Here is a 25302-nt window from a genome sequence, read left to right on the forward strand (position 1 = left end):
TCAGATGTTCCGGAATCGGTTGATGGCGTCGATGTGCTGCTCGCGCAGCTCCTCGTTGCGCACGCCCAGGCCCTCGGTGGGCGCCAGCGCCAGGACGCCGACCTTGCCCTGGTGGAGGTTGCGGTGCACGTCGTACGCGGCCTGGCCGGTGTCCTCCAGGGAGTAGACCTTCGACAGCGTCGGGTGGATCTTCCCCTTGGCGACGAGCCGGTTGGCCTCCCACGCCTCACGGTAGTTGGCGAAGTGCGAGCCGACGATCCTCTTGAGCGACATCCACAGGTAGCGGTTGTCGTACTCGTGGTTGTAGCCCGAGGTCGAGGCACAGGTGACGATCGTGCCGCCCTTGCGGGTCACGTAGACGCTGGCGCCGAAGGTCTCGCGGCCAGGGTGCTCGAAGACGATGTCCACGTCCTCGCCGCCGGTCAGTTCACGGATGCGCTTGCCGAACCGCTTCCACTCGCGCGGGTCCTGGTTGTGCTCGTCCTTCCAGAACTTGTAGCCCTCGGCGTTGCGGTCGATGATCGCCTCGGCGCCCATCTTCCGGCAGATCTCAGCCTTCTGGTCGCTGGAGACGACACAGATCGGGTTGGCGCCGCCGGCCAGGGCGAACTGCGTGGCGTAGGAGCCGAGTCCGCCGCTCGCGCCCCAGATGAGGACGTTGTCGCCCTGCTTCATGCCGGCGCCGTTGCGGGAGACGAGCTGGCGGTACGCGGTGGAGTTGACCAGCCCGGGTGCCGCCGCCTCCTCCCAGCTGAGGTGGTCCGGCTTCGGCATCAGCTGGTTGGACTTGACGAGTGCGATCTCCGCCAGCCCGCCGAAGTTGGTCTCGAAGCCCCAGATGCGCTGCTCGGGGTCGAGCATGGTGTCGTTGTGGCCGTCCGAGGACTCCAGTTCGACCGACAGGCAGTGCGCGACGACCTCGTCGCCGGGCTTCCAGGCGTTGACGCCGGGGCCGGTGCGCAGGACGACGCCCGCCAGGTCGGAGCCGATGACGTGGTACGGGAGGTCGTGGCGCTTGCTGAGGTCGCTGAGCCGGCCGTACCGCTCCAGGAAGCCGAAGGTCGAGACCGGCTCGAAGATCGACGTCCACACGGAGTTGTAGTTGACCGAGCTGGCCATGACCGCCACCAGGGCTTCGCCCGGGCCGAGCTCGGGCACCGGCACGTCCTCCACATGGAGTGACTTGCGGGGGTCCTTGTCGCGGCTGGCGACGCCGGCGAACATGTCGGCCTCGTCCTTGTGCACGGTCACCGCGCGGTACGAATCGGGAATGGACAGGGCCGCGAAGTCTGCGGCGGTGCTGTCCTCGGACTGGATCGCGTCCAGGATTTCCTTCACGGTGTGCCTCCGGCGGTGCGGCGTTTGAGGGAACGCTTGAGGGTCCTGCGAAGCAGGGGGAGCGGTGTTGCGTGGAGGTGTGCCGTCGGTTCGGCGGATGGTGCTTCGGCTGCTTGCTCTGTGGAGCAGAAGGGTTTGCCTGTGACGCAGGCGTCCGGGCGCGCAGGCACGTGGCTTGCGGGGACAGCCGGCGTACGTGAGGTCTCAGCACGCCGGCCGCCCGGACGACTTCAACGTATGGCACTCCGTGACAGCTGGCAAGGCACTGGGTGCCAGCAATTTCCCTCAATTGTCATCCGGGTGCCACGCATGAGCAACACGTGGGGTGTTTTGCCGCCATCTGCCCCCTCCTGGGTGGTGCCGGTCCGGTCAGGAGGCGGGGCGGTAGACGTACGGCGTCGTCGTGCTCAGGGCCGAGAATCCGAGGCGCTGAAGGATCGGCCGGCTGTCCTCCGTGGCGTCGACCTGGAGGTACCGGTAGCCGCGCTCGGCGGCGATGCCCGCCCGGAAGGCGACCAGCGCCCGGTAGACGCCCCTGCCGCGCCACTCCTCGACCGTGCCGCCGCCCCACAGCCCGGCGAAGCCGGTGCCCGGGTACAGCTCCAACCTGGCCGAGCTCACCGGCTCGTCGCCCGCCATGGCCAGCACCCCGACGAAGTGGTCCGGGTCCTCCTCCAGCCGGGCCAGCACCTGAGGGCGCCGCCGGGACCAGTCCGAGCCGAACGCCCGCTCATGGGCCCGCGCCATCAGGTCCACATCGGCCTCGTCACGCACCGTGCGCAGGTGGACGCCCTCCGGAAGGCGAACGGTCGTGGGCTGGTCCGCGACCGGCGCGACGAGCAGGGTCTCCGGCTCCTCGGGCTCGAAACCGGCTGCCAGCAGCCGCGCCCCGAGGTCGGCCGGCCGGTCGTGCGCGTACAGCTTCCACTCGAACTCGTCGTACCCGAGCTCGGTCCAGTGGGCCACCTGTGCGGCGATCGCGGCGTCCGCCCGTGGCGCGTCCAGATCCGGCGACGACCAGACGACGCCGTTCCAGTCGTGGGGCGCACCCACCTGGCGTACGAGGTCGGCTGTGCGCTCGACGCGGACGCCGGGGCCGCCGGGGCGGGCGTGCTCGCGCATCTCGCGGTCGAAGACGGCCAGCAGCTCTTCATGGTGCGGTGTCGGTTGATCGTTCATCCGCACACCACAGCACCGGGGCTCCGCCCCGGCAACCGGGTTATTGCACGGCCCGCTCAGCGCTCCTTGAGTGCCTGCTGGATCGTGCGCATCACTTCGTCCAGCGGCGCGTCCGTCCGCGCCACGGCCACCAGGACCTCGCCCTCCGTGCTCACCGACGCGGACGGCGGCTTCGCCGGCTCACTGCCGGCGGTCCGGCCCGCGCCGATCCCCGTCCCGAACGTGTCCCGGACGATGGCGAACGCCTGGTCCAGCTGCGCCTCCACATCGCCCTGGCCGTCCGCGCGCAGCCAGCGGCGCAGCACGTGGTTGTGCGCGGTGACCACGGCCGACGCCGCGACCTCCGCCAGCAGCGGATCGTCGTTGCCGGCCAGGTGGTCGCGCTCGTCGAAGTGGCCCAGCAGATAGCGGGTGAACAGCCGCTCGTAGCGGGCCACCGAGGCGATCTCGGCCTGGCGCAGCGTGGGCACCTCCCGGGTCAGCTTGTACCGGGCCACGGAGACCGCGGGCTTCGCCGCGTACATCCGCATGACTTCCTTGATGCCCCGGCAGACCGTGTCGAGCGGATGCTCGTGCGCGGGGGCGGCGTTGAGAACCGCCTCGGCCCGTACGAGGGTGTCGTCGTGGTCCGGGAAGATGGCCTCGTCCTTGGACCGGAAGTGCCGGAAGAAGGTCCGCCGGGCGACACCCGCGGCGCCCGCGATCTCGTCGACGGTCGTCGCCTCGTATCCCTTCGTGGCGAAGAGTTCCATCGCCGCGGCGGCCAGCTCACGGCGCATTTTGAGCCGTTGGGCGGCGGCGCGGGTGCCTGCGGCACTTTCCGGGACGTCGGGCGTGGCGGACACACGGGGGGACCTGGCGGGCTGGGACATGGTGTGAACGTACTGCATCCGTGCAGGAGGGTGCGCCTGTGGGGGCGGGCCGCCCGAAGGGCCGAGCAGCCCGCCCCACCCGGCCCCCGGGTCAGCGGCGGGCATATTCGCGGAAGCCGCGCCCCGTCTTACGGCCGAGGCAGCCGGCGGCCACCAGATGCTCCAGGAGCGGTGCCGGGGCGAGGCCCGGGTCGCGGAACTCGCCGTGCAGCACCTTCTCGATGGCGAGCGAGACATCGAGGCCGACGACGTCCAGGAGCTCGAAGGGCCCCATCGGGTAGCCGCCGCCCAGCTTCATCGCGGCGTCGATGTCGTCGAGGGTGGCGTAGTGCTCCTCGACCATCTTGATCGCGTTGTTGAGGTACGGGAACAGCAGCGCGTTCACGATGAACCCGGCCCGGTCCCCGCAGTCCACCGGGTGCTTGCGCACCTTTCCGCAGACCTCGCGGACCGTGGCGTGCACGTCGTCGGCGGTGAGCACCGTACGGACGACCTCGACCAGCTTCATCGCCGGCGCCGGGTTGAAGAAGTGCATCCCGATGACGTCCTCGGGCCGCGAGGTGGCCCGGGCGATCGACACGACGGGCAGCGAGGAGGTGGTGGTGGCGAGCACCGCGCCCGGCCTGCACACCTTGTCCAGCGTGGCGAACAGCTGCTGCTTGACCAACAGGTCCTCGGCGACGGCCTCGACGGCCAGGTCCACCCCGTCGAAGGAGTCCAGCGAGCCCGCCGCGGTGATCCGGGCGAGGGTCTCGTCCCGGGCCTCGGCCGTCAGCCGCCCCTTGGTGACCGACCGCTCCAGCGACTTGGCGATCCGCACCTTGGCGACGTCCGCCTTCTCCTGGCTGCGCGCGGCGAGCACCACGTCGTAGCCGGCCTTCGCGAAGACCTCCGCGATCCCCGAAGCCATCGTCCCGGAGCCCGCGACACCGACCGAACGCACCGTGCGGCCCGCACCCGCCCCGGCGTCCCGCGCCGGAGTCAGCGCGTCCGGAACCACCGTCTGGCTGCCCGGCTCCGCATACGTGTAGAAGCCGCGGCCCGTCTTGCGGCCGGTCAGCCCGGCCGCGCTGAGCTGGCCGAGGACGGGGGCCGGGGCGTGGAGCCGGTCGTGCGAGGCGGCGTACATCGCCTCCAGGACGGTACGGGCCGTGTCGATGCCGATCAGGTCCAGCAGGGCGAGCGGGCCCATCGGCAGACCGCAGCCCAGCTTCATGGCCGCGTCGATGTCCTCGCGGGAGGCGTAGCTCGCCTCGTACATCGCGGCGGCCTGGTTGAGGTAGCCGAAGAGCAGGCCGTCGGCGACGAACCCCGGCCGGTCGCCGACCGCGACCGGCTCCTTGCCCAGCTGTCGGGCGAGCGCGGTGACGGCCTCGACGGCCGGCGGCGCGGTCAGCACCGACGAGACGACCTCGACCAGTTTCATCGCCGGCGCCGGGTTGAAGAAGTGCAGGCCGAGCACGCGCTCGGGGTGCTGCGACTCCGCGGCGAGCCGGGTCACCGACAGGGCGTTGGTGCCCGTGGCGAGGATCGCGGTGGGTGAGACGACCGCGTCGAGCTCCCGGAAGACCTGCTGCTTGATCTCGTACGTCTCGGGCACGACCTCGATGACCAGCTCGGCGTCCGCCGCGGCCTGGAGGTCGGAGAAGGTACGGAACCGGGCGAGGACGTCGCGCCGCTCCTCCTCCGTGATCCGTTCGCGCTGCACGGCGCGGGCGGTGGAGGCCTCCAGGGAGGCGACGGCCTGGCGGGCGGCCGCGTCACTGATGTCGATACCGATGACCTCGCGGCCGGCGCGGGTCAGGACCTCGGCGATGCCGGTGCCCATGGTGCCGAGGCCGACGACGGCGATGGTGCTGAAATGGGTGTCCATCACGGGACTCCAGGGATGAGTGACGGCTGAGGGACGCACGGAGCGCGCGGCCGATGAGAGGGGCGAAGGGCCCGACCGGCGCATGGCGTGCGGGAATTGCCTGTCGTGGTGCTCGGGTCCCGGGCGTGAATTACCCGCCGGGACCGGGAAGGGGCGACGGACTCTGTCCCGGAGTCACGTCTCGCAAAGCTGCCGAACCGACAAACACTCCGGGTGGCTGCGTCACCAGGCCACCGGAGCCAGCGGGGGAGTGTCCCGCTCACATGAGGTTAACCGACGGGTAATGAGCGCGCCAGCCCCCGATTGTTGTGGCCCCCCTCACATCAACCGCCTCCGCCGGCACGCTGTGTGGCCACCGATACGCTGACGGTCATGGATGAGGAGTACCGGTCACTGACGCACCGGCTGGCGGACGAGGCAGGGGAGTCGGCGGCCTACCGCAGGCTGATCGCCACCGATGACGACGAGGAACTGGCCCGCGTGCTCGTCGAGCACGAACGCCCGCTGTGGGCACGCGAGATCGCCGCGTTCCGGCTCGGCTGCGGCGGTGACCGCCGCGCCTTCGAGCCCCTGGTGCTGCTGCTCAACCACCGCGACCCGGAGCGCTGCGTCGCAGCCGCCCACGCCCTGGCCCGCCTGGGCGACCCCCGCACGCCCCGTGCCGCCGCGGCGCTCGCCACCAACGACCTGCGCACCGCCTACGCCCTCCACCCGGTCCGACTGCTCACCGAACTGCGGGCCCCCGAGTCCGTGCCCGCGCTGATGAGCACCCTGTCCCGGCTGCTGGGGCCGGACGAGCCGCACTGGCGGGTGGCGCTGGCCTGCGTCGAGGGCCTGGGGCGGCTCGGCGACGCGCAGGCCCGCCCGGTCCTGGAGGCGGCCCTGCCGCACCCGCGGCTCGGCGACGCGGCCGAGGACGCGCTCAGCCGGCTTCCGGCGGGCTGAGGGGGCGGACGTAGCGCACCTCGGGCACCGGGACACCGTCCACGTCGAAGGGTTCCTCGGCACCGTCGGCGTGAAAGCCAGCCCGTTCGTAGAAGCGACGGGCGGGCGCGTTCCCGGCCAGCACCCAGAGTGCGAGGTCCGGGTGACCGGCCGCGGCGGCGCGCGCGAGCACCTCCGCCATGAGGGCCCGGCCCACCCCCGTCCCGGTCTGCTCCGGAGCCACGTAGATCGCGTACAGCTCGCCGCGCGCGAGCCGCCTTCCGTCCTCGCGGTACGGCCCGTACGCGGCCCAGCCGATGACGCCGAGGCCTGCCCGCTCGGCCACCAGGTTGACGACCACGTTGTCCCCGGTGAAGAAGCCGCGACGGCGCTCCGCGTCCTCGGCGATGTCCATCGCGTCGAGATGCGCCTGCGGCATCAGGCCGGCGTACGCACTCTGCCAGCCGCGGACGCGGACCGTCGAGACCGCTTCACAGTCGTCGACGGTCATGTCCCGGATCAGTGGTTCGGGGGCGTGTGCCGGAGTGGGGCGCGAAGTCATCCGGCCATCCTCGCGCACGCCCCCGAGGGGTCGCAGCCCGGTCAGCCCCGGAACCCGAGCAGCCTGTGCAGCGTGCTGCCCCGGCCGTTCGCCTCCGTACGGGACGCAGGCCGCGCGGACTTGGCCGTCTCCGGCTTCGGGTCGGGCGTCTTCGCGCAGACCGCGTCCACCTCGGCGCCCTTCCCGCGGGGCACCGTCCCCTTGGCGAGATAGTCCGCCAGGTACCGGTCCAGGCAGGCGTTGCCGCTCAGCGTGACGCCGTGGTTGCCGCCGCCCTCCTCGACGACCAGACTCGAACCGTCGAGCTTGCGGTGCAGGGTGACCCCGCCCTCGTACGGAGTGGCCGCGTCGTCCGTCGCCTGGAAGAGCAGCACCGGTGGCAGCTCGTCGTTGGAGACCCGGACCGGATTCAGCGGCTCCACCGGCCAGTCGGCGCACGGCGCGTTGTACCAGGTGTTGCCCCAGGTCATGAACGGCGCCTTGGCGTGGACCCGCCGGCTGTCGTTGCGCCAGACGTTCCAGTCGCCCGGCCACTGCGCGTCGCGGCACTGCACGGCCGAGTAGACCGAGTACCCGTTGTCGCCCTCCGCGTCGACCGCCCCGAAGCGCTCGTACGCCTTGACCAGGGCCTTCTCGTCCTTGCCGTTCACATAGGCCGCGAACGCCCCGGCCAGCGTCGGCCAGTAGCCGTTGTAGTAACCGCCCGGCAGGAAGGTGTCGTCCAGCTCGCCCGCACCGACCTTGTTGCCCGCGGGATGCTTCTTGACCGCGTCCCGCATCCGGTACCAGGCCGCCTCGACCTTCGCCGGGTCGGTGCCGAGCTTGTACGTACTGTCGTACTTCGCGACCCAGGCGGCGAACGCCTTGTGGCGGGTGTCGAACGCGTAGTCCTGGCTGAGGTTGTCGTCGTACCAGACCCCGTCCGGGTCCACGTTCGAGTCGAGGACCAGGCGCCGGACGCGGTCCGGGAACAGCTTCGCGTACACCGTGCCCAGGTAGGTGCCGTAGGAGTAGCCGAGGTAGTTGAGCTGCCGTGAGCCGGTCGCGGCCCGGATCACGTCGAGGTCCTTGGCCGCGCTCACCGTGTCCATGTACGGGAGCAGGTCCGGGTACTTCTCGCCGCAGGCGGCCGCGAAGTCGCGGGCGCGGTTCCGGTTGGTCTGCTCGTCTTCGACGGAGTGCGGAACCGGGTCGGGCCGTACCGGGTCGAAGTACTTCGGTACGCAGTCCAGGGCCGGCCGGCTCTTGCCGACGCCGCGCGGGTCGAACCCGATCACGTCGTACTGGGCGGCCACTGCCTCCGGCAGTGAGCCGGCGACGAAGCCGGCCATCGACAGGCCGCTGCCGCCGGGACCGCCCGGATTGACCAGCAGCGGACCCTGGAACGTCTTCGCCGTGTGCGGGATCCGCGACAGGGCGAGCGTGACCTGGCGGCCCGAAGGGTCGCCATGGTCGAGCGGAGCGTGCACCGATGCGCACTGGAGCGTCGGGGACGACTGGGTGCCGCAGTCGGTCCACTTGATCGACGCGGCGCGCTGGGCGCCGCCGTCGGCGCTCGCCGGGGACGGCGCGGCGGTCACCAGACCGGCGACCGTCGCCCCGACGGCGACCAGAATTCCTGAACGGTTCGTCATATGGCCTCCCGTGGTGGGGGAACACGGCTGCGCGCGGCGCAGCCCCCGCCGCATGGTCCCCGTATTCGGAGCCGGAAGGACCTGTTCTGGTGAGAGATGACCCGTTTGCCTCCGCGGGTGCGGCCCGGGTCAGAGCAGGGTCAGCTGGGTGGGCTCGGAAGCGGGCGGCGGGGTCTGCGGCTCGCCGCGCTCACGGGAGCCGCGGGGTGTTCCGTGGTGCGAGGGGCCGATGCCGTACTCCGTCGCCAGCTCGTGCACGTACCGGGTGATGCGGCGCTGGTACCACGTGGGCGCGTAGGCGCCGTCCGCGTACAGCCGCTCGTACCGCCGCACCAGATGCGGATGGTGGCGGCCGAGCCACTCCATGAACCACTCCCGGGCGCCCGGGCGCAGATGGAGGACGAGTGGGGTCACCGAGGTCGCGCCGGCGGCGGCGATCGCGCGGACCGTCGCCCGCAGCTGGTCCGGCCGGTCGCCGAGGTACGGGATGACGGGCGCCATCAGCACCCCGCAGCCGATGCCGTGCTCGCTGAGAGTGCGGACGACGTCCAGGCGCCGCTCGGGGGAGGGCGTGCCGGGCTCCACGGTCCGCCACAGTTCGGGGTCGGTGAAGCCGACGGAGACCGAGACGCCGACCTCGGTGACGTCGGCGGCCTGCCGCAGAAGCTCCAGGTCGCGAAGGATCAATGTGCCCTTCGTGAGGATCGAGAAGGGATTCGCGTGGTCGCGCAGGGCCGTGAGGATGCCGGGCATCAGGCCGTAGCGGCCCTCCGCCCGCTGGTAGCAGTCCACGTTGGTGCCCATCGCGATGTGCGCGCCGTGCCAGCGCGGTGAGGCGAGTTCGCGGCGCACCAGCTCCGGGGCGTTGGTCTTGACCACGATCTGGGAGTCGAAGCCGAGGCCGGTGTCGAGGTCCAGATAGCTGTGGGTCTTGCGCGCGAAGCAGTAGACGCAGGCGTGTGTACAGCCGCGGTACGGGTTGACGGTCCACTCGAACGGCATCCGGGACGCACCGGGTACCCGGTTCACGATCGAGCGGGCCCGTATTTCGTGGAAGGTGATGCCCCGGAACTCCGGAGTGTCGAAGGTGCGGGTCGTCACCGCGTCCGCGGCGAAGAGCGCGCCGGTACCAGTTCTGGTGGTTTCGGCGGGGTTGTCGGCCAGATTGTCCCAGCGCATGGACGCCTCCTCGGTAGCACTGAGCCCGAGAATAGAACATTTGTTCCCTTGATCGTTTTCTCCCCTTCGTCCCGGACCGGATTTTGAGCCGGGCTGCCGAGGTGGTTGGCTCAGCACACCCCCGAACAACCGAGTGCTGGAGGAACAGCCATGGCGCAGGTCGAGGCCACGACAGAGCGGATCATCGCGGCGGACGCGGAAGCGGTGTTCGACGCGCTGGCCGACTACAAGGACGTCCGCGGCAAGGTGCTGCCGGACCACTTCAGCGAGTACGAGGTCCGCGAGGGCGGCGACGGCGAGGGCACCCTCGTCCACTGGAAGCTCCAGGCCACCAGTAAGCGGGTGCGCGACTGCCTGCTGGAGGTCACCGAGCCCACCGACGGCCAGCTCGTGGAGAAGGACCGCAACTCCTCGATGGTCACGACGTGGACCGTCACCCCGGCCGGTGAGGGCAAGTCCAAGGCCGTCGTCTCCACCGTGTGGAACGGTGCCGGCGGCATCGGCGGATTCTTCGAGAAGACCTTTGCGCCCAAGGGACTTGGGCGCATCTATGGCGAGCTCCTGCAGAACCTCGCCGCCGAGGTGGAGAAGTAACCTTCGGTCCAGCCGCCCGGCCTCACCGGTTCGGGTGGTCTTTCCGGCCGGTCGGTTGTGCGCCGTAGTGGCTCCCACCGGGGGATACGCCCCCTGAGTGCGCCGTCAGCGCCCCCTCGTCGCGTTTGCCCTCACTTGTCGCGCAATGCGAGAAATGGGCGGCGGCAGTGCGACGAGGGGAGCGGCACGTGGTGGGTGGCATCACTCTGGTGAAGGACGAGCCGGACGGTACGGGCGGCGTCGAGGCGGTGCCCGCGGTCGCCCCGCCTCCGCCGCCCGCCGCGACGGAATCCGCTGCCCCGGCCCCGCCCGGCGACGGCGCGACGGACCCCCGCCGCATCAGGCTCGTCTTCATCGGGCTGATGCTCACGCTCCTGCTCGCCGCGCTCGACCAGATGATCGTCGCGACCGCCCTCCCGAAGATCGTCGGCGAGCTGCACGGCCTCGAGAAGATGTCCTGGGCGGTCACCGCCTATCTGCTCGCCTCGACCATCGGTCTCCCGATCTACGGCAAGCTCGGCGACCTCTTCGGCCGCAAGAGCGTCTTCCAGTTCGCGATCGTCGTCTTCGTCGTCGGCTCCGCACTGGCCGGCTGGTCGCGCACCATGGACGAACTGATCGCCTTCCGCGCTCTTCAGGGTGTCGGCGGCGGGGGGCTGATGATCGGCGTCCAGGCGATCATCGCGGACGTCGTACCGCCACGGGAGCGCGGCCGGTTCATGGGGCTCATCGGCGCGGCCTTCGGACTCGCCTCCGTTGCGGGCCCGTTGCTCGGCGGCTTCTTCACCGACCATGCCTCCTGGCGTTGGTGCTTCTACATCAACGTGCCTTTCGGCCTGGTCACGTTGGCCGTCATCACCGTCGTACTGAAACTGCCGAAGCCCACGGTCCGGCCCCGGCTCGACATCCTCGGTGCCGTTCTGCTGGCAGCCGCCTCCACCTGCCTCGTGCTGCTGACCAGTTGGGGCGGGACGGAGTACGCCTGGGGGTCGCGCACCATTCTGGGGCTGGCCGCCGGAGCTGCCGGAACGACTCTGCTGTTCCTCGCCGTCGAGCACCGCGCGCCCGAACCGATCATCCCGCTGCGGCTGTTCCGCGACTCGATCTTCAACGTCACCGCCCTGGTCGGCGCGGTGGTCGGGGTCGCGCTGTTCGGTGCCGCCAGCTATCTGCCGACCTTCCTGCAGATGGTCGACGGGGCCACCGCCACCGAGTCCGGGCTGCTGATGCTTCCGATGATGGGCGGCATCGTGGGCGCCTCCGTCGTCTCGGGCCAGCTCATCTCCCGTACCGGGCGCTACCGCGTCTACCCGATCGCGGGCAGTGCGATCTCGGCGGTGGGCATGTGGCTGCTGTCCCGGCTCGAAACCGACACCCCGAGGTTCGAGTACAGCATCGCGCAGGTGGTACTCGGCCTCGGGATCGGGCTGATCATGCCGGTGCTGGTCCTTGCCGTGCAGAACTCCGTACGCCCGGCCGACCTCGGCACCGCGACGAGCGCCAACAACTACTTCCGGCAGATCGGCGGCAGCGTCGGCGCCGCGGTGTTCGGCACCCTCTTCGCCGGACGGCTGGCCGACGCGCTCGCCGTGCGGCTGCCCTCCGGAGCCGGTCTGCCCGACCCGGAGTCGATCACGCCGCAGCTGGTCCACGCGATGGAGCCCGCGCTGCGGGACGCCTACATCCAGGCGTACGCCGACGCGATGCCCCGGATCTTCCTCTACCTCGTGCCGGTCCTCGTGCTCGGCCTGTTCTTCGCCTTCTTCCTCAAGGAGAAACCGCTGGTGTCCCACCGCAGCCCCGAAACCGCAGCCGAGCCCGCATCGATCCCCTCCGCCCGCACCGACCCCGCCACCCCGTCCACCGGGTACCTCTCGGGGGTGCCGGTCTGCGGCAGTGTCCAGCACCCCGACGGTACGAAGGTGCCCCGCGCCGCCCTCACCCTCATCGACGTCCAGGGACAGCAGGTCGGCAGGGGTGCCAGCGGCGACGAGGGGCGGTACGCGCTGAGTGTGCCCGGGGCCGGTTCGTACGTCCTCATCGCCGCCGCGGGGGGCCACCAGCCGCAGGCGGTCAGCGTCACCGTGGGCGAACGGCCGGTGGAGCTGGACGTGGTGCTCGGGGGTGCCGGACGGCTGGCCGGGACCGTCGTGACCGCGGACGGCCTCCCGGTACGGGACGCGGCCGTCACCCTGACCGACGTACGCGGGGAAGTCGTCGCCTCCACGCGCAGCGGGCGCGAGGGCGGGTACGTGATCACGGAGCTGGTCGCGGGCGAGTACACCCTCGCCGCATCCGCGCCCGCCTTCCGGCCCGCCGCGCTGCCGGTCAGCGTGCAGGCCGCCAGGGAGACCCGGCAGGACATCGAACTGGCCGGCGGAGCCGTGCTGCGCGGGATCGTCCGGGCCAGTGGCGGACGGCCCGTCGAGGACGCCCGGGTGACGCTCCTGGACGCGGCCGGCAACGTGGTCGACACGCTGACCACAGGCCCCGACGGATCCTTCCGGTTCGTCGATCTGTCCACGGGCGAGTACACCGTGATCGCGGCCGGCTATCCGCCGGTCGCCACCGTGCTCCAGGTCGCGGGCGGCGGGCGCACCGAACGGGACCTCCAGCTGGGCCACGAGGACTGAAAGTCCGGCCGCTTGCCGGGCCGGCCACCCCTGCGCTTCGCCGCGGGGCCCGGCGGCGCGGTCCGGTCGCGCCGGGCCCCGCGCGGCGCACCACCCCCTTGAGGGTGATTCCGCCGATGGCCCGCGACGCCGGACACGGGGCCGTACCGTGGACGCACGCACCGCAGAACCTTGCGGTGAGGAAGGAGCCTGCCGCCCATGGACCTCGGTGTGCCACCGCAGAGGACACCACAGCCACGTGACCCCGCGGCGGGCCGCGTACCGCTCGCCGTGGTCGTCGTCGACGCGGACGGACTCGTCTCGCACTGGTCGACCGGTGCGAGGAGACTCTTCGGGGTGTCCCGGGAGGACGCCGTCGGCTGCCCCGCAGGTGAACTCCTGCCGGTGACCGGGGCGTTACGGCGGCACGGTGATCCGTTGCCGGACAGGGCGTACGCCGAGTTCGGCCCCGAACTCGACAGTTCCCTCAACGGGACGGTCGCCTACCCGGCGGCGGGCCGGGCCCGCGTCGACGAACCGGACCGCGGCCGCATCGACGTGCTCTGGTGGGCCTATCCGCTCGTCGGCCCGGGTCCCGAACGACTGCTCGTGCTGGCCGCCGACTCCGCGCCGCTGAGGGGCGAGGGCGAGACCCGGGACAACGAGACGATCGCCCCGGGATTCGCCCTGCACACCGACTTCCCCGGCTACCGGGAGCTCTCCTCGCGGCTGCCCGAGATCCTGCCCAGCATGAGTGTCCAGGAGGCCACCAGGATCGTCTCCCAGGTCCTTGAGCTCGGCTATCCCGTACTGGAGTTCAGTCACCACGACCGGATCCCGGTGACCCCCGACTGGGGCGTGCCGCGGCGCACCGGACACCGCGCCACCGGCGGCCCGCAGCGCACCGCCGCGGGTTCGCCCGTCCCGCGCGCCACACCCCGTCCCGAGCTGGACCTCGAATACGCGGCGGTCCGCGAGCGGCTGGAGTTCCTCAACGAGGTCAGCGGCCGCATCGGCACCTCCCTCGACCTGGAACGGACCATCCGCGAGGTCACCAGCGCCGCCGTGCCCCGCTTCACCGACTTCGCCGGTACGCATCTGCGCGCCGCGGTCCTGGCCGGCGAGGGCTTCCCGGACGGGCCGCCCGACGTCACGACCATCTGGCACCGTGTCTGGGTCGAGCACAACGACGAACCGGGCCGCTGGGACGACACCGTGCCCGTCGGCGAATCCATCGCCTTCCCCGAGCACACCCCGTTCTTCCAGTGCATGGTCACCGGAGAGCCGGTCATCATCCCTTACGTCAGCGAGGAGTTGAGCAACCGGATCTCGGGCGAGTTCGAGAAGCGCGACCTGCGCCCCCTGATCACGCACCGCTCCCTGCTCATCGTCCCGCTCAAGGCCCGCGACGTGGTGCTGGGCTTCATGGTCCTGATGCGACGCCCTGGCCGCGAACCCTTCGACGACATGGACCGCACCACCGGTGCCGAACTCGCCGCCCGGGCCGGGCTCGTCCTCGACAACGCCCGCATGTACACGTACCAGGAGAACGTCGCCGAGACCCTCCAGGACAGCATGCTGCCGCAGATCGAGCCGCGCATGGCCGGCTGCGACATCGCCACCCGCTACCTGCCCGGCGCCCGGCTGGGCAGGGTCGGCGGCGACTGGTTCGACTCGGTGAAGCTCCCCGGCTCCCGGACCGCGCTCGTCGTCGGTGACGTGATGGGCCACGGCCTCAACTCGGCGGCGATGATGGGCCAGTTGCGCACCGCCGTCCTGACCATGGCGACGATGGAGATGCCGCCCGCCCAACTCCTGCGCAACCTCGACGACCTGGCCCAGCGGCTCGGCGAGCAGTACCTCGCGACCTGCCTCTACGCGGTCTACGACCCGATCAGCTCCGAGCTCCAGATCGCCAACGCCGGGCACATCCCGCCCGTGCTGGTCCGGGCCGAGGACGGCCGGGCCGAGCTGCTCGACCTGCCGACCGGCGCCCCGATCGGTGTCGGCGGGGTCGCCTTCGAGACCGCCACCGTGCGGGTGCGCCCGGGTGACCGGCTGGTGCTCTGCACGGACGGACTCGTCGAGGTGCGGGGTCAGGACATCGGGGCGGGCCTGGCAGCGCTCTGCGCCTCCGCCGCCCACCCCGCCGCGTCGATGGACGACGCCTGTGACACGATCATCCGCGCGCTGAACCCCGGCGGCGGTCGCAAGGACGACGTGGCTCTGCTGATGGCCCGGCTCAACGGCATCCCGGACGGTGACGTCGCGGAGTGGCAACTGGCCCTGGACCCGCGCGAGGTGGCCCGGGCCCGTCGGCTGGTCCGTGGCCGGCTCCTCGACTGGGAGCTGCCGGACGCGGTGGAGGCGGCCGAGCTGATGGTCAGCGAGCTCGTCACCAACGCCGTGAAGCACGGCCGTACCCATCACATCGGGCTCCGGCTGGTCCGCACCGGCGCCCTGCTCTGCGAGGTCAGCGACGACGAGCCCGCCCCCGCCACGCTGCTGGGCGCCACCGCGCAGGACGAGTTCGGCCGCGGACTGGTCCTGGTGAGCAGCCTCGCCCGGGAATGGGGCACCAGTACCACGGCGCGCGGCAAGACCGTCTGGTTCGAGCTGGCACTGTCCCGCGTGCCGCACCCCCGGCCGGCCGCCTGGTGACAGGAGCCCCTCGACCGTGTGCGCACCCTTGCCCGGAACAGCGGAAGGCGGTAGTCCGTTGCTGAGCGAAGAGCCTCTGGACGGCCGGACTTGGGAGTGCGCATGGATGTGTCGCAGGGATACCGCGAGGCGTGGGAAGGCTTCTGGTCGACCACCTCGGACACACCAGGCGAGGCGATCTGGGACGCCGACCCCTCGCTGAGCGCCGCACCGCACAGCGAGCTGTTCCTGCCGTACGCCGATGTCTCACTGCCCGTCGTCGACCTCGGCTGCGGAAACGGCACCCAGACCCGCTATCTCGCCACCCGGTTCGCCCGTGCGATCGGCGTGGACCTCTCGCACGCGGCGATCGGCCACGCCCGGCGGGCGGATCCCGAAGGCATCGCCGAGTTCGCTCAGCTGGACCTGGTCGACGGCGACGCCGTGCGCTCCCTGCACGGGCGGATCGGCGATGCGAACGTCTACATGCGGGCGGTCATCCACCAGAGCGAACCCGAGGCCAGGCCCGCGGTCGCGGCGGCCGTGGCGACGCTGCTGGGGGAGCGCGGCCGGGCGTTCGTCGCCGAGCTGACCCCGGCCTCCAAGGACGTGCTGCAGCGGGCCGCACAGGGGCCGGACGGGCCGCCCGAGAAGCTGCGACGCGTCTTCGAGCACGGGCTGAAACCGGCGAGCGCCACCGACGAGGAGGTGCCGGAGGTGCTGCGGGCGGCCGGGCTTACCACCCTGGACAGCGGTGACACGGCGCTGCCGCAGACCGAGTACCTGCCCGACGGAACCCGGATCGACCTGCCGGCGCGGTGGTTCGTCCTGGCCGCCCGCTGATCCGGGGCGCGTACCGGCCCCGGGCGAGGAGTCCGCCCGGGGCCGGATGCGTCCTTCACGGCAGCAGTCGCGGCGGCGTGAGGGCGTCGGTGCCCTCTCCCTGTGGGCGGCCTTCCGCGACCGGCCGTGCACGGGCGAGGACTCGTCGAAGGCGAGCGACAGTTGCAGCGGCGTCGAGCAGGAGGACGGGGCGTTCGCCGAGGCGCTGAGCGGTTGACCGCAGTGCCTCAGTGCCCGGTCCCCTCCCGTACGAGCGCCATCAGCGCCCGTGCCCCCGGGCTCATCGCCTGCGCCGCCGGAAGCACCACGACGCTCTCGTAGTACGGCTGGTCCGCCCCGTCGAGCGGCACCGCCGCCAGACCCCGGGCCTCGGGCTTGCGGGAGAAGTGGTGCGGCACCACCGCGATGCCGAGCCCCTCGTGAACCAGCTCCAGCAGGCTGTGTACGTCGTTGACCTCCAGCGCCACCGTGCGGCGCACCCGGGCCGCCGCGAACGCCTCGTCGGCCGCACGGCGCGGACCGAAGTCCGGATGGAAGTCGATGAACGCCTCACCCGGCAGCTCGTCCCACCCGACCCGGTCGGCCGAGGCCAGCCGGTGCCCGGGCGCGCACAGCAGGACCATGGGCTCACGGGCCAGCGGGACCAGCTCGCCGCGCCACTCCACGGGGGAGACCGTGGCGGCGAAGGCGATGTCGAGCCGCCCGCCGGCCACCCCGTCCACCAGGTTCGTCGTCCCCTCCTGGCGGAGCCGGATCTCCATGTGCGGGTGTGCGCGGTGGAAGGCGGCGAGCAGCCGGGGCAGGCTCACCCCGGCCACGCACTGCTCCACGCCCACCGACAGGGTGCCGCGCAGCAGTCCCCGTACGGCGTCGACGGCGTCCTTGGCCGCCCGTGCGCCCGCCAGGGTGCGTTCGGCCTCCACCAGCAGGGCGCGCCCGGCCTCGGTCAGCCGCACACTGCGGGTGGTCCGGCTGAACAGCGGGGTCCGCAGCTCCTGCTCCAGGGCCCGGACGGAGGCGGAGAGCCCGGACTGCGACACGGCGACGCGCTCGGCGGCCCGGGTGAAATGCTGTTCCTGGGCGACGGCGACGAAATGTTCCAGCTGGCGCAACTCCATGATTGAGAAATATAGGCGCTGAATCCCAGCGGAATCTCCTGTTGGACTGCTGGATCGTTGTGAGCGAGCCTGGACCCCTGCACCTCTCCCGGCGCGAAGCCTCCCGGCTCCGTCCCGGGCGACCGGAACGATCTCTCCTGTGGAGTCCCGCATGTACATCCCGTCCGCCGGCCGCTACCAGGACATGCCGTACCGGCGCACCGGGCGCAGCGGTCTGAAGCTGCCCGCCCTCTCGCTCGGTCTGTGGCACAACTTCGGCGGTGACCGGACGCCGGAGTCCCAGGGGCAGATCCTGCGCCGGGCGTTCGACCTCGGGATCACCCACTTCGACCTGGCGAACAACTACGGCCCGCCGCCGGGCTCCGCCGAGACCGCGATGGGCCGCGCGCTGGGGACGGACTTCGCCCGGCACCGGGACGAGATCATCGTGTCCACCAAGGCCGGCTATCTGATGTGGGACGGTCCGTACGGGGAGTGGGGCTCGCGCAAGAACCTCCTCTCCTCGCTGGACCAGAGCCTGACCCGCCTCGGCCTCGACTACGTCGACATCTTCTACTCCCACCGGCCCGACCCGGAGACCCCGCTCGAAGAGACGATGGGGGCCCTCCACTCGGCGGTGCAGCAGGGCAAGGCGCTCTACGTGGGTGTCTCCAACTACTCGGCCGAGCAGACGAGGGAGGCCGCCCGGATCCTGAAGGACCTCGGCACCCCGCTGCTGATCCACCAGCCGCGGTACTCGATGCTGGACCGCTGGGTCGAGGACGGCCTGCTCGCGGCCCTGGACGAGCTGGGTGTCGGCTCCATCGCCTACTCGCCGCTGGAACAGGGCATCCTGTCCGACCGCTATCTCCGCGGCATTCCCGAGGGCTCGCGGGCCGCGGGCACCAGCCCCTTCCTGTCGGCCGCGGCGGTCACGCCCGAGCTGGTCGGCCGGCTCCGTGAACTGGACCAACTGGCCTCCGAGCGCGGCCAGTCGCTGGCCCAGATGGCGCTGGCCTGGGTGCTGCGCGGCGGCCGGGTCACCTCCGCGGTGGTCGGCGCGAGCAGCGTCGCCCAGCTGGAGAACAGCGTCGAGGCGGTCCGTAACCTCGAGTTCGGTGACAAGGAACTCGCCAGGATCGAGAAGCTGCTGAAGGGCCCGGAGCGCCGCTGAACCACGAAGAGGCCGGTGCCCCCGTTCGCGGAGGCGCCGGCCTCTTCGTGCGCACCGCGCCGCGCCCGGGTGACCGACCGGCTCAGGCCTCGTCCGGCCGCAGCAACAGGGCCAGCAGGCCCGGGAAGCGGGCCTCGAACTCCTCGCGGCGCAGACGGTTGACCCGTTTGGGGCCCATGTCGCGCTGTTCCACCAGACCCGCCCCGCGCAGTACCGAGAAATGATGACTGAGGGCAGCCTTGCCGACGGGTACGTCGAAGCTGCCGCAGGTGCGGGTCCAGTCCTCGGAGCCCGCCAGGTCGCGGACCAGCTGGAGGCGGACCGGATCGGCCAGTGCGGACAGGGCTCCCAGCACGGAGACCTCCGCGGGGTCGGTGTGCACGGGAGCGGCGCGGTGTCCGCTGCTCGCAGGCTGGTTGGGCATGTCCCGCTCCCCGTGTCCTCGGCCTTGCTGAGTGTTCGATGAATATCTTACACTCCGAGTGTTCGCTTTTCATTGAACACTTCTCCCGGAGGGCGGTCTGCCATGCGTGCGGTCGAGTTCAAGGAGTACGGAGGGCCCGAGGTGCTGACGGTCGTCGAGGCGGTCGCACCCGAGCCCGGTGCCGGTCAGGTCACCATCGACGTCGCCTACGCCGGCGTCAACTTCGCCGACCTCAAGGCCAGGGCGGTGGGGTACCGGGTGCCTCAACTGCCCTTCGTCCCCGGCCTGGAGGTCTCGGGCCGGGTTCGAGCCGTCGGCGAGGGAGTCGTGGGGCTGAGCCCCGGACAGGAGGTCGCGGCGTTCCTCGACGGCGGTGGATACGCGGACGTGGTGGCGGCACCGGCCGCCACTGTCCTCCCGCTCCCCGACGGCATGGACCTGCGCACCGGCGCCACCCTCCCCACTGTGCTGCCGACCGCGCACGCCCTGCTCCACGAGGTCGGGCGGCTGCGGACCGGGGAGAGCGTGCTGGTGCAGGGTGCGGCCGGCGGGGTCGGCACGGTGGCCGGGCAGTTGGCCCGGCTCGCGGGTGCCGGGGCCGTGTACGGGGTCGTGTCCTCCGCCGCGAAGGCCGACTACACCCTCGCCCACGGCTACGACGAGGTGTTCGTCGGCGAGACCGTGTGGGACGAGGTCCGCCGCGCCACCGGTGGCCGGGGCGTCGACCTGGTGCTCGACCCGGTCGGCGGGGACACCCTGCGGCGCGGCATCGAAGCGCTCGCCGTCTTCGGGCGCCTGGTCTCCTTCGGCAACGCGGGCGGCGCACAGCCCTGGAGTGCCGGGCAGGGCGAGCTCTACCCGGGGAGCAGGTCGGTGGCCGGCTTCTCGATCCTGGAACTGGCCGCGAACGACCCCGCGACCCTGCGTACCGTCGCGGAGCGCGCCTTCCGTACCGTGAGCGACGGGCACGTGGATCTTCCGGTGACGGCCGAGTTCGCGCTGGCGGACGCTGCCGATGCACACCTGCTGATGGAGGGGCGTACGTCGACCGGCAAGCTGCTCCTGCGTATCGGCGGCTGACTGATCCCGTCCCGTGTCTCCACCCCCTGCTCACGGACTCCGGAAGGTGCACGTACATGAAGATTCTGGTTGTGGGAGCCGGAGCCACCGGCGGCTACTTCGGCGCCCGGCTCGCGCAGGCGGGCAAGGACGTCACCTTCCTGGTCCGACCGCGCCGCGCCGCCGCCCTCCGTGAGCGGGGCCTGCGCATCACCGGGCTGGGGGAGGAGGAGGCGCTCACGCCCCGGCTCGTCACCGCCGACCAGCTCTCCGGCACCTACGACCTGGTGCTGCTCTCGGTGAAGGCCACGGCCCTGGACGGGGCCCTCGACGACATCGCGCCGGCCGTCGGGCCGACGACCGCGATCGTGCCCCTGCTCAACGGCATGGCGCACCTGTCGCGGCTCAACGACCGGTTCGGCGAGAAGGTGGTGCTGGGCGGCGTCGCCAAGATCATCACCACGCTGAACGATGAAGGGGACATCGTGCGCCTCGCCCCGGTCGCCAGCCTGACGATCGGCGAGCAGCAGGGCGGCACGTCCCCGCGGGTGAAGGCGATCGCCGCCGTCCTCGCCGACGCGGGCATCGACACGTACCAGCCCGAGGACATCCTCGCGGCGATGTGGAGCAAGTGGGTGTTCATCAGCACCCTGGCAGGGCTGACCTGTCTGATGCGCGGCACCGTCGGCGACGTCCGCGCCGTACCCGGCGGACGCGCATTCGTGACCGCGCTCCTGGCCGAGTGCGCGGCCGTCGCGGCCGCCGCGGGCCACCCCGTCCGGGAGAAGGAACTCGACGCCGTGGCCGCGATGCTGACCACGGAGGGATCGCCCCTCACCGCCTCGCTGTACCGCGACGTCGTCCAGGGCGCCCCGACCGAGGCCGAGCAGGTCTTCGGTGACCTGGTCGACCGGGCCCGGCTCCTGTCCGTCGGCACTCCGCTGCTCGACCTCGTCACGCTGAACCTGCGCGTCCACGAACACCGCACCGCATGTGACAGCTGAGAATTCCGGGGCCGGCGCGCCCGGGCCCGCGGCCTTCAGTGGAATGGACCTCTGGAGGCCGGGGCCACCCTGGCCTGCACGTTCATCGGCGCGTACCGTGTGTCGGCATGAAGATCCTCGTCAGCGCCGACATGGAAGGCGCCACCGGCGTGACCTGGCCGGCGGATGTGCTGCCCGGTACACCCCAGTGGGAGCGGTGCCGCTCCCTGTTCACCTCCGACGTCAACGCGGCCGCCCTCGGCTTCTATGACGGGGGCGCCGACGAAGTGCTCGTCAACGAGGCCCACTGGACCATGCGCAACCTGCTGCTGGAGCAGCTCGACGACCGGGTCCAGATGATCACCGGCAGGCACAAGTCGCTCAGCATGGTGGAGGGCATCCAGCACGGCGACGTCGACGCCGTCGCCTTCATCGGCTACCACACGGGCGCCGGTACGGAGGGCGTCCTGGCCCACACCTTTCTGGCCAACTCCATCACCGGCGTGTGGCTGAACGGGGTCAGGGCCAGCGAGGGCCTGCTCAACGCCCATGTGGCCGCGGAGTACGGCGTCCCCGTCGTCCTCGTCACCGGCGACGACCTGACCTGTGTGGACGCCGAGGGCTACGCCCCCGACGCGCGGACGGTCGCCGTCAAGGACTACGTGTCGCGCTACGCCGCGGTCTGCCGCACCCCCGCCCGTACCGCCGCCGACATCCGTGCGGCGGCCAAGGAGGCGGCCGCGCTCGCCGGGCGGTACACACCGGTCGACGGCGGCCCGTTCACCGTGGAGCTGGAGTTCGATGCCGAACACCTGGCCGCCGCGGCCACGGTCGTGCCCGGTGTGGGGGCCTCCGGCGAGAGGCGTGTCGCCTACACCAGCGCGACGATGTACGAAGGTATCCGCACGTTCAAGGCGGTGACGACCATCGTGTCGTCCGCCGTGGAGGAACAGTATGGCTGAGGCGAGCACTCCCAAGGACAGCGTCGACGCCCTCGCGCTCGACGAATCGGTGACGTTCACCTCCGAACTGATCCGCATCGACACCACCAACCGGGGCGGCGGTGACTGCCGCGAACGCCCCGCCGCCGAGTACGTCGCCGAGCGGCTGGCCGCCGCAGGCCTCGAGCCGACGCTGCTGGAGCGCACCCCCGGCCGCACGAACGTGGTCGCCCGGATCCCGGGCACCGACCCGTCCGCGGACGCCCTCCTGGTCCACGGTCATCTGGACGTGGTGCCCGCCGAAGCCGACGACTGGACCGTGCATCCCTTCTCCGGCGAGGTGCGCGACGGAGTCGTCTGGGGCCGCGGCGCCATCGACATGAAGAACATGGACGCGATGATCCTCGCCGTCGTCCGGTTCTGGGCCAGGGCCGGCATCCGCCCCCGCCGCGACATCGTGATCGCGTACACCGCCGACGAGGAGGCCAGCGCCGACGACGGCTCCGGCTTCCTCGCCGACCGGCACGCCGCCCTCTTCGAGGGATGCACGGAAGGCATCAGCGAGTCGGGCGCCTTCACCTTCCATGCCGGACCGAACCTGCCGCTGTACCCCATCGCGGCCGGCGAGCGCGGCACCGGCTGGCTCAAGCTCACCGCCCACGGCAAGGCGGGGCACGGCTCAAAGGTCAACCACGCGAACGCGGTCAGCATTCTCGCCGCGGCCGTCGCCCGGATCGGCACGCACGAGTGGCCGGTCCGCCTCACCCCCACGGTCCGCGCCGCGCTCACCGAGATCGCCGCACTGCACGGCATCCACCCCGACCTCGACGCCCCCGGCTTCGACGTGGACGAACTCCTCGGCAAGATCGGACCGGCCGCCGACCTCGTCGCGCCGACCATCCGCAACAGCTCCAACCCGACGATGCTGGAAGCCGGTTACAAGGTCAACGTGATCCCGGGCCACGCCACCGCCTTCATCGACGGCCGGATGGTGCCCGGCGGTGAGGACGAGTTCCGTGCCACCCTCGACCGGCTGACAGGCCCCTCGGTCGAATGGGAGTTCCACCACCGAGAGGTGCCCCTCCAGGCGCCGGTCGACTCGCCCACGTACGCCAAACTCCGCGCCGCGGTGGAGCGGTTCGACCCGGACGGCCATGTCGTCCCGTACAGCATGTCCGGGGGAACCGACGCCAAGCAGTTCTCCCGGCTCGGTATCACCGGCTACGGCTTCTCACCGCTGAAGCTGCCCGTCGGCTTCGACTACCAGGCCCTCTTCCACGGCGTGGACGAGCGTGTCCCCGTGGAGGCGCTGCACTTCGGCGTCCGGGTCCTGGACCACTATCTGCGTACCGCCTGAACCGCTCGGGGGAATTGATCATGGTATCCACAGGGGCCTACGGAACCTGGCCGTCACCGATCGGCGCCGCGCTGGCCGCCTCCCGCGACGGCCGCCCCGAGTACGTCGGGGCCGTCGGCGACGAGCTGTGGTGGACCGAGCCGCGCCCGGCCGAGGCCGGCCGGCGCGCGCTGGTCCGCCGGCTGGCGGACGGCACCACGGCGGAGCTGCCCGCGCCGTGGAACGCCCGCAGCCGTGTCATCGAGTACGGCGGAAGGCCCTGGGCCGGCGCCGAGCGGGCCGAGGGCGGCCCGCTGGTCGTGTTCGTCCACTTCGACGACCAGCGTCTGTACGCCTACGCACCCGACGGGCCCCGGGAGCCGTGGCCGCTCACCCCCGTCTCCTCCGTCGGCGGCGGACTGCGCTGGGCCGACCCGCGGCTGCACCCGGACCGGGGTGCGGAAGGCGAGGTCTGGTGCGTCCTGGAGGAGTTCACCGGCGAGGGCCCGACCGACGTGCGCCGCGTCATCGCCGCCGTGCCGCTGGACGGGTCGGCGGCCGGCGACCGGTCCGCGGTACGTGAACTCTCCGATGATCGGCACCGGTTCGTCACCGGCCCGGAGGTCTCGCCCGACGGGCGGAGCGTGGCCTGGATCGCCTGGGACCATCCGCGGATGCCGTGGGACGGTACCGAGGTGATGCTCGCCGACATCGGGGAGGACGGCACGTTCCACGACGCCCGGAGCTTCGTGGGCGGCCCGGAGGAATCCGTACCGCAGATCAGGTGGACCGCCGACGGGCAGCTGCTGTTCGCCAGTGACCGCAGCGGCTGGTGGAACCTCTACCGCGCCGATCCGCAGCAGGACGCGGTCGAACTCTGCCCCCGCGAGGAGGAGTTCGCCGGACCGCTGTGGAAGATCGGGCTCAACTGGTTCTGCCCGCTGGACAACGGGCTGATCGCCGCAATCCACGGCAAGGGCTCCACCACGCTCGGCATCCTCGACCCGGAGACGGGCGACCTCGTCGACGTCGCCGGGCCCTGGACCGAATGGGCGGAGACCCTCGCCGTGCAGGGCAGCCGGGTCATCGGAATCGCGGCGAGTCCGCACAGCGCTTACGAGATCGTGGAGCTGGACACGGCGACCGGGCACACCCGGATCATCGGTGCACCGCACGAGGACCCGGTCGACCCGGCGTACTACCCCGAGCCTGCCGTCCGCACCTTCACCGGGCCCGGCGGCCGCGAGATCCACGCCCAGGTCTACCCGCCGCACAGCCCCGACCGGACCGGCCCGGACGACGAGCTGCCGCCCTACGTGGTGTGGGCCCACGGTGGCCCGACGGGCCACGCCGCACTCGTACTGGACCTGGAGATCGCCTACTTCACCTCGCGCGGCATCGGCGTCGCCGAGGTCAACTACGGCGGCTCCACCGGCTACGGCCGGTCCTACCGCAACCGGCTGCGCGAGCAGTGGGGCGTCGTCGACGTGGAGGACTGCTCGGCCGTCGCCCGGGCGCTCGCCGATGAGGGCACCGCCGACCGCCGACGGCTCGCCATCCGCGGCGGCAGTGCCGGGGGATGGACCGCCGCCGCCTCGCTGACCGGGACCGACGTCTACGCCTGCGGCACGATCATCTACCCCATCCTGGACCTGACAGGCTGGGGTACCGACGAGACCCACGACTTCGAGTCGCAGTACCTGGAGTCGCTGGTCGGCCCGCTCGCCGAGGTCCCCGACCGCTACCGCGACAGGTCGCCGATCAATCGCACCGACGGGCTCACCACCCCCTTCCTGCTCCTCCAGGGGGAGGACGACCCGATCTGCCCGCCCGTGCAGTGCGAGCGGTTCCTGGCCACGGTCGAGGGGCGCGGCATTCCGCACGCCTATCTCACCTACCCGGGCGAGGGGCACGGATTCCGGCGCGCCGAGACCATGATCAGCGCGCTGGAGGCCGAACTCTCGCTGTACGCCCAGACCTTCGGTATCAACCGGACCGACGTGCCGCGGCTGGAGCTGAAGAAGTGACAGCTGAGGAC

General features: G+C 71.5%; 21 protein-coding genes. 12 read left to right on the forward strand and 9 right to left on the reverse strand.

All coding sequences use genetic code 11. The annotated features are described in order from the left end of the window. From ccrA to SH922_RS34740, 4 genes are all read right to left on the reverse strand, one after another. Positions 1-1338: a crotonyl-CoA carboxylase/reductase gene (gene ccrA, locus SH922_RS34725; RefSeq protein WP_393062519.1), complete on the reverse strand. Its 1338-nt coding sequence runs from the start codon at positions 1336-1338 to the stop codon at positions 1-3. Between the two features lie 369 nt (positions 1339-1707). Further along, positions 1708-2517 (reverse strand): GNAT family N-acetyltransferase, encoded by an 810-nt coding sequence (locus SH922_RS34730; RefSeq protein WP_393062520.1) that lies wholly within the window; start codon positions 2515-2517, stop codon positions 1708-1710. A 56-nt stretch (positions 2518-2573) separates the two neighbouring features. Beyond that, positions 2574-3389, reverse strand: coding sequence for a TetR family transcriptional regulator (locus SH922_RS34735; RefSeq protein ID WP_351000874.1), 816 nt, complete (start codon positions 3387-3389; stop codon positions 2574-2576). Positions 3390-3480: 91 nt separating this feature from the next. After that, entirely contained in the window at positions 3481-5262 is a 1782-nt protein-coding gene (locus tag SH922_RS34740) for a 3-hydroxyacyl-CoA dehydrogenase family protein (RefSeq protein ID WP_393062521.1), read from the reverse strand. Between the two features lie 372 nt (positions 5263-5634). Between SH922_RS34740 and SH922_RS34745 the strand changes: the two genes are divergently transcribed. Then, positions 5635-6207 carry an adenylosuccinate lyase gene (locus SH922_RS34745; protein ID WP_393062522.1) on the forward strand — a complete coding sequence of 191 codons (573 nt, stop codon included), beginning with the start codon at positions 5635-5637 and terminating at the stop codon, positions 6205-6207. Here the strand turns inward: SH922_RS34745 and SH922_RS34750 are convergent. From SH922_RS34750 to SH922_RS34760, 3 genes are all read right to left on the reverse strand, one after another. Then, the gene (locus SH922_RS34750) at positions 6185-6748 is read right to left on the reverse strand and encodes a GNAT family N-acetyltransferase (RefSeq protein WP_393062523.1); all 564 of its coding nucleotides are present in this window, start codon (positions 6746-6748) and stop codon (positions 6185-6187) included. The two genes, SH922_RS34745 and SH922_RS34750, sit on opposite strands and share 23 nt — an antisense overlap. A gap of 41 nt (positions 6749-6789) precedes the next feature. After that, complete coding sequence (locus SH922_RS34755; RefSeq protein WP_393062524.1) at positions 6790-8382, reverse strand: alpha/beta hydrolase; 1593 nt, start codon at positions 8380-8382, stop codon at positions 6790-6792. Positions 8383-8511: 129 nt separating this feature from the next. Next, positions 8512-9561 carry an Rv2578c family radical SAM protein gene (locus tag SH922_RS34760; protein ID WP_393062525.1) on the reverse strand — a complete coding sequence of 350 codons (1050 nt, stop codon included), beginning with the start codon at positions 9559-9561 and terminating at the stop codon, positions 8512-8514. Between the two features lie 150 nt (positions 9562-9711). Here SH922_RS34760 and SH922_RS34765 point away from each other — a divergent pair, with 150 nt between their 5' ends. From SH922_RS34765 to SH922_RS34785, 5 genes are all read left to right on the forward strand, one after another. Further along, positions 9712-10155, forward strand: coding sequence for an SRPBCC family protein (locus tag SH922_RS34765; protein WP_393062526.1), 444 nt, complete (start codon positions 9712-9714; stop codon positions 10153-10155). A gap of 188 nt (positions 10156-10343) precedes the next feature. After that, complete coding sequence (locus tag SH922_RS34770; protein WP_393062527.1) at positions 10344-12788, forward strand: MFS transporter; 2445 nt, start codon at positions 10344-10346, stop codon at positions 12786-12788. Between the two features lie 198 nt (positions 12789-12986). Beyond that, entirely contained in the window at positions 12987-15428 is a 2442-nt protein-coding gene (locus SH922_RS34775; RefSeq protein WP_393062528.1) for a SpoIIE family protein phosphatase, read from the forward strand. Between the two features lie 102 nt (positions 15429-15530). Then, a complete protein-coding gene (locus SH922_RS34780) occupies positions 15531-16250 on the forward strand; it encodes a class I SAM-dependent methyltransferase (RefSeq protein ID WP_393062529.1) in 720 nt (239 codons plus the stop codon). Between the two features lie 46 nt (positions 16251-16296). Next, positions 16297-16467 (forward strand): hypothetical protein, encoded by a 171-nt coding sequence (locus SH922_RS34785; RefSeq protein ID WP_393062530.1) that lies wholly within the window; start codon positions 16297-16299, stop codon positions 16465-16467. A gap of 10 nt (positions 16468-16477) precedes the next feature. Here the strand turns inward: SH922_RS34785 and SH922_RS34790 are convergent, their stop codons facing one another. Then, complete coding sequence (locus SH922_RS34790) at positions 16478-17368, reverse strand: LysR family transcriptional regulator (protein ID WP_393062531.1); 891 nt, start codon at positions 17366-17368, stop codon at positions 16478-16480. A 151-nt stretch (positions 17369-17519) separates the two neighbouring features. Between SH922_RS34790 and SH922_RS34795 the strand changes: the two genes are divergently transcribed. After that, entirely contained in the window at positions 17520-18521 is a 1002-nt protein-coding gene (locus SH922_RS34795; RefSeq protein ID WP_393062532.1) for an aldo/keto reductase, read from the forward strand. A gap of 82 nt (positions 18522-18603) precedes the next feature. On the opposite strand, the gene SH922_RS34800 is transcribed toward SH922_RS34795, so the two are convergent. Beyond that, positions 18604-18945 (reverse strand): ArsR/SmtB family transcription factor, encoded by a 342-nt coding sequence (locus SH922_RS34800; RefSeq protein WP_393062533.1) that lies wholly within the window; start codon positions 18943-18945, stop codon positions 18604-18606. Between the two features lie 102 nt (positions 18946-19047). Between SH922_RS34800 and SH922_RS34805 the strand changes: the two genes are divergently transcribed. The 5 genes from SH922_RS34805 (at position 19048) to SH922_RS34825 (ending at position 25291) form a co-directional block, all read left to right on the forward strand. After that, positions 19048-20025 carry a zinc-binding alcohol dehydrogenase family protein gene (locus SH922_RS34805; protein ID WP_393062534.1) on the forward strand — a complete coding sequence of 326 codons (978 nt, stop codon included), beginning with the start codon at positions 19048-19050 and terminating at the stop codon, positions 20023-20025. A gap of 56 nt (positions 20026-20081) precedes the next feature. Next, on the forward strand, positions 20082-21008 hold the full coding sequence (locus tag SH922_RS34810; RefSeq protein ID WP_393062535.1) for a ketopantoate reductase family protein: 927 nt from the start codon (positions 20082-20084) through the stop codon (positions 21006-21008). A gap of 107 nt (positions 21009-21115) precedes the next feature. Further along, a complete protein-coding gene (locus SH922_RS34815) occupies positions 21116-21949 on the forward strand; it encodes a M55 family metallopeptidase (protein ID WP_393062536.1) in 834 nt (277 codons plus the stop codon). Further along, positions 21942-23285: a M20/M25/M40 family metallo-hydrolase gene (locus tag SH922_RS34820; protein WP_393062537.1), complete on the forward strand. Its 1344-nt coding sequence runs from the start codon at positions 21942-21944 to the stop codon at positions 23283-23285. The genes SH922_RS34815 and SH922_RS34820 overlap by 8 nt, the downstream gene beginning before the upstream one ends. A gap of 20 nt (positions 23286-23305) precedes the next feature. Beyond that, positions 23306-25291, forward strand: coding sequence for a prolyl oligopeptidase family serine peptidase (locus SH922_RS34825; RefSeq protein WP_393062538.1), 1986 nt, complete (start codon positions 23306-23308; stop codon positions 25289-25291). The last annotated feature ends 11 nt before the right edge of the window (positions 25292-25302 follow it).

Origin of the sequence: Streptomyces sp. LN549 (assembly GCF_043203805.1) — a bacterium.
GTDB lineage: Bacteria > Actinomycetota > Actinomycetes > Streptomycetales > Streptomycetaceae > Streptomyces.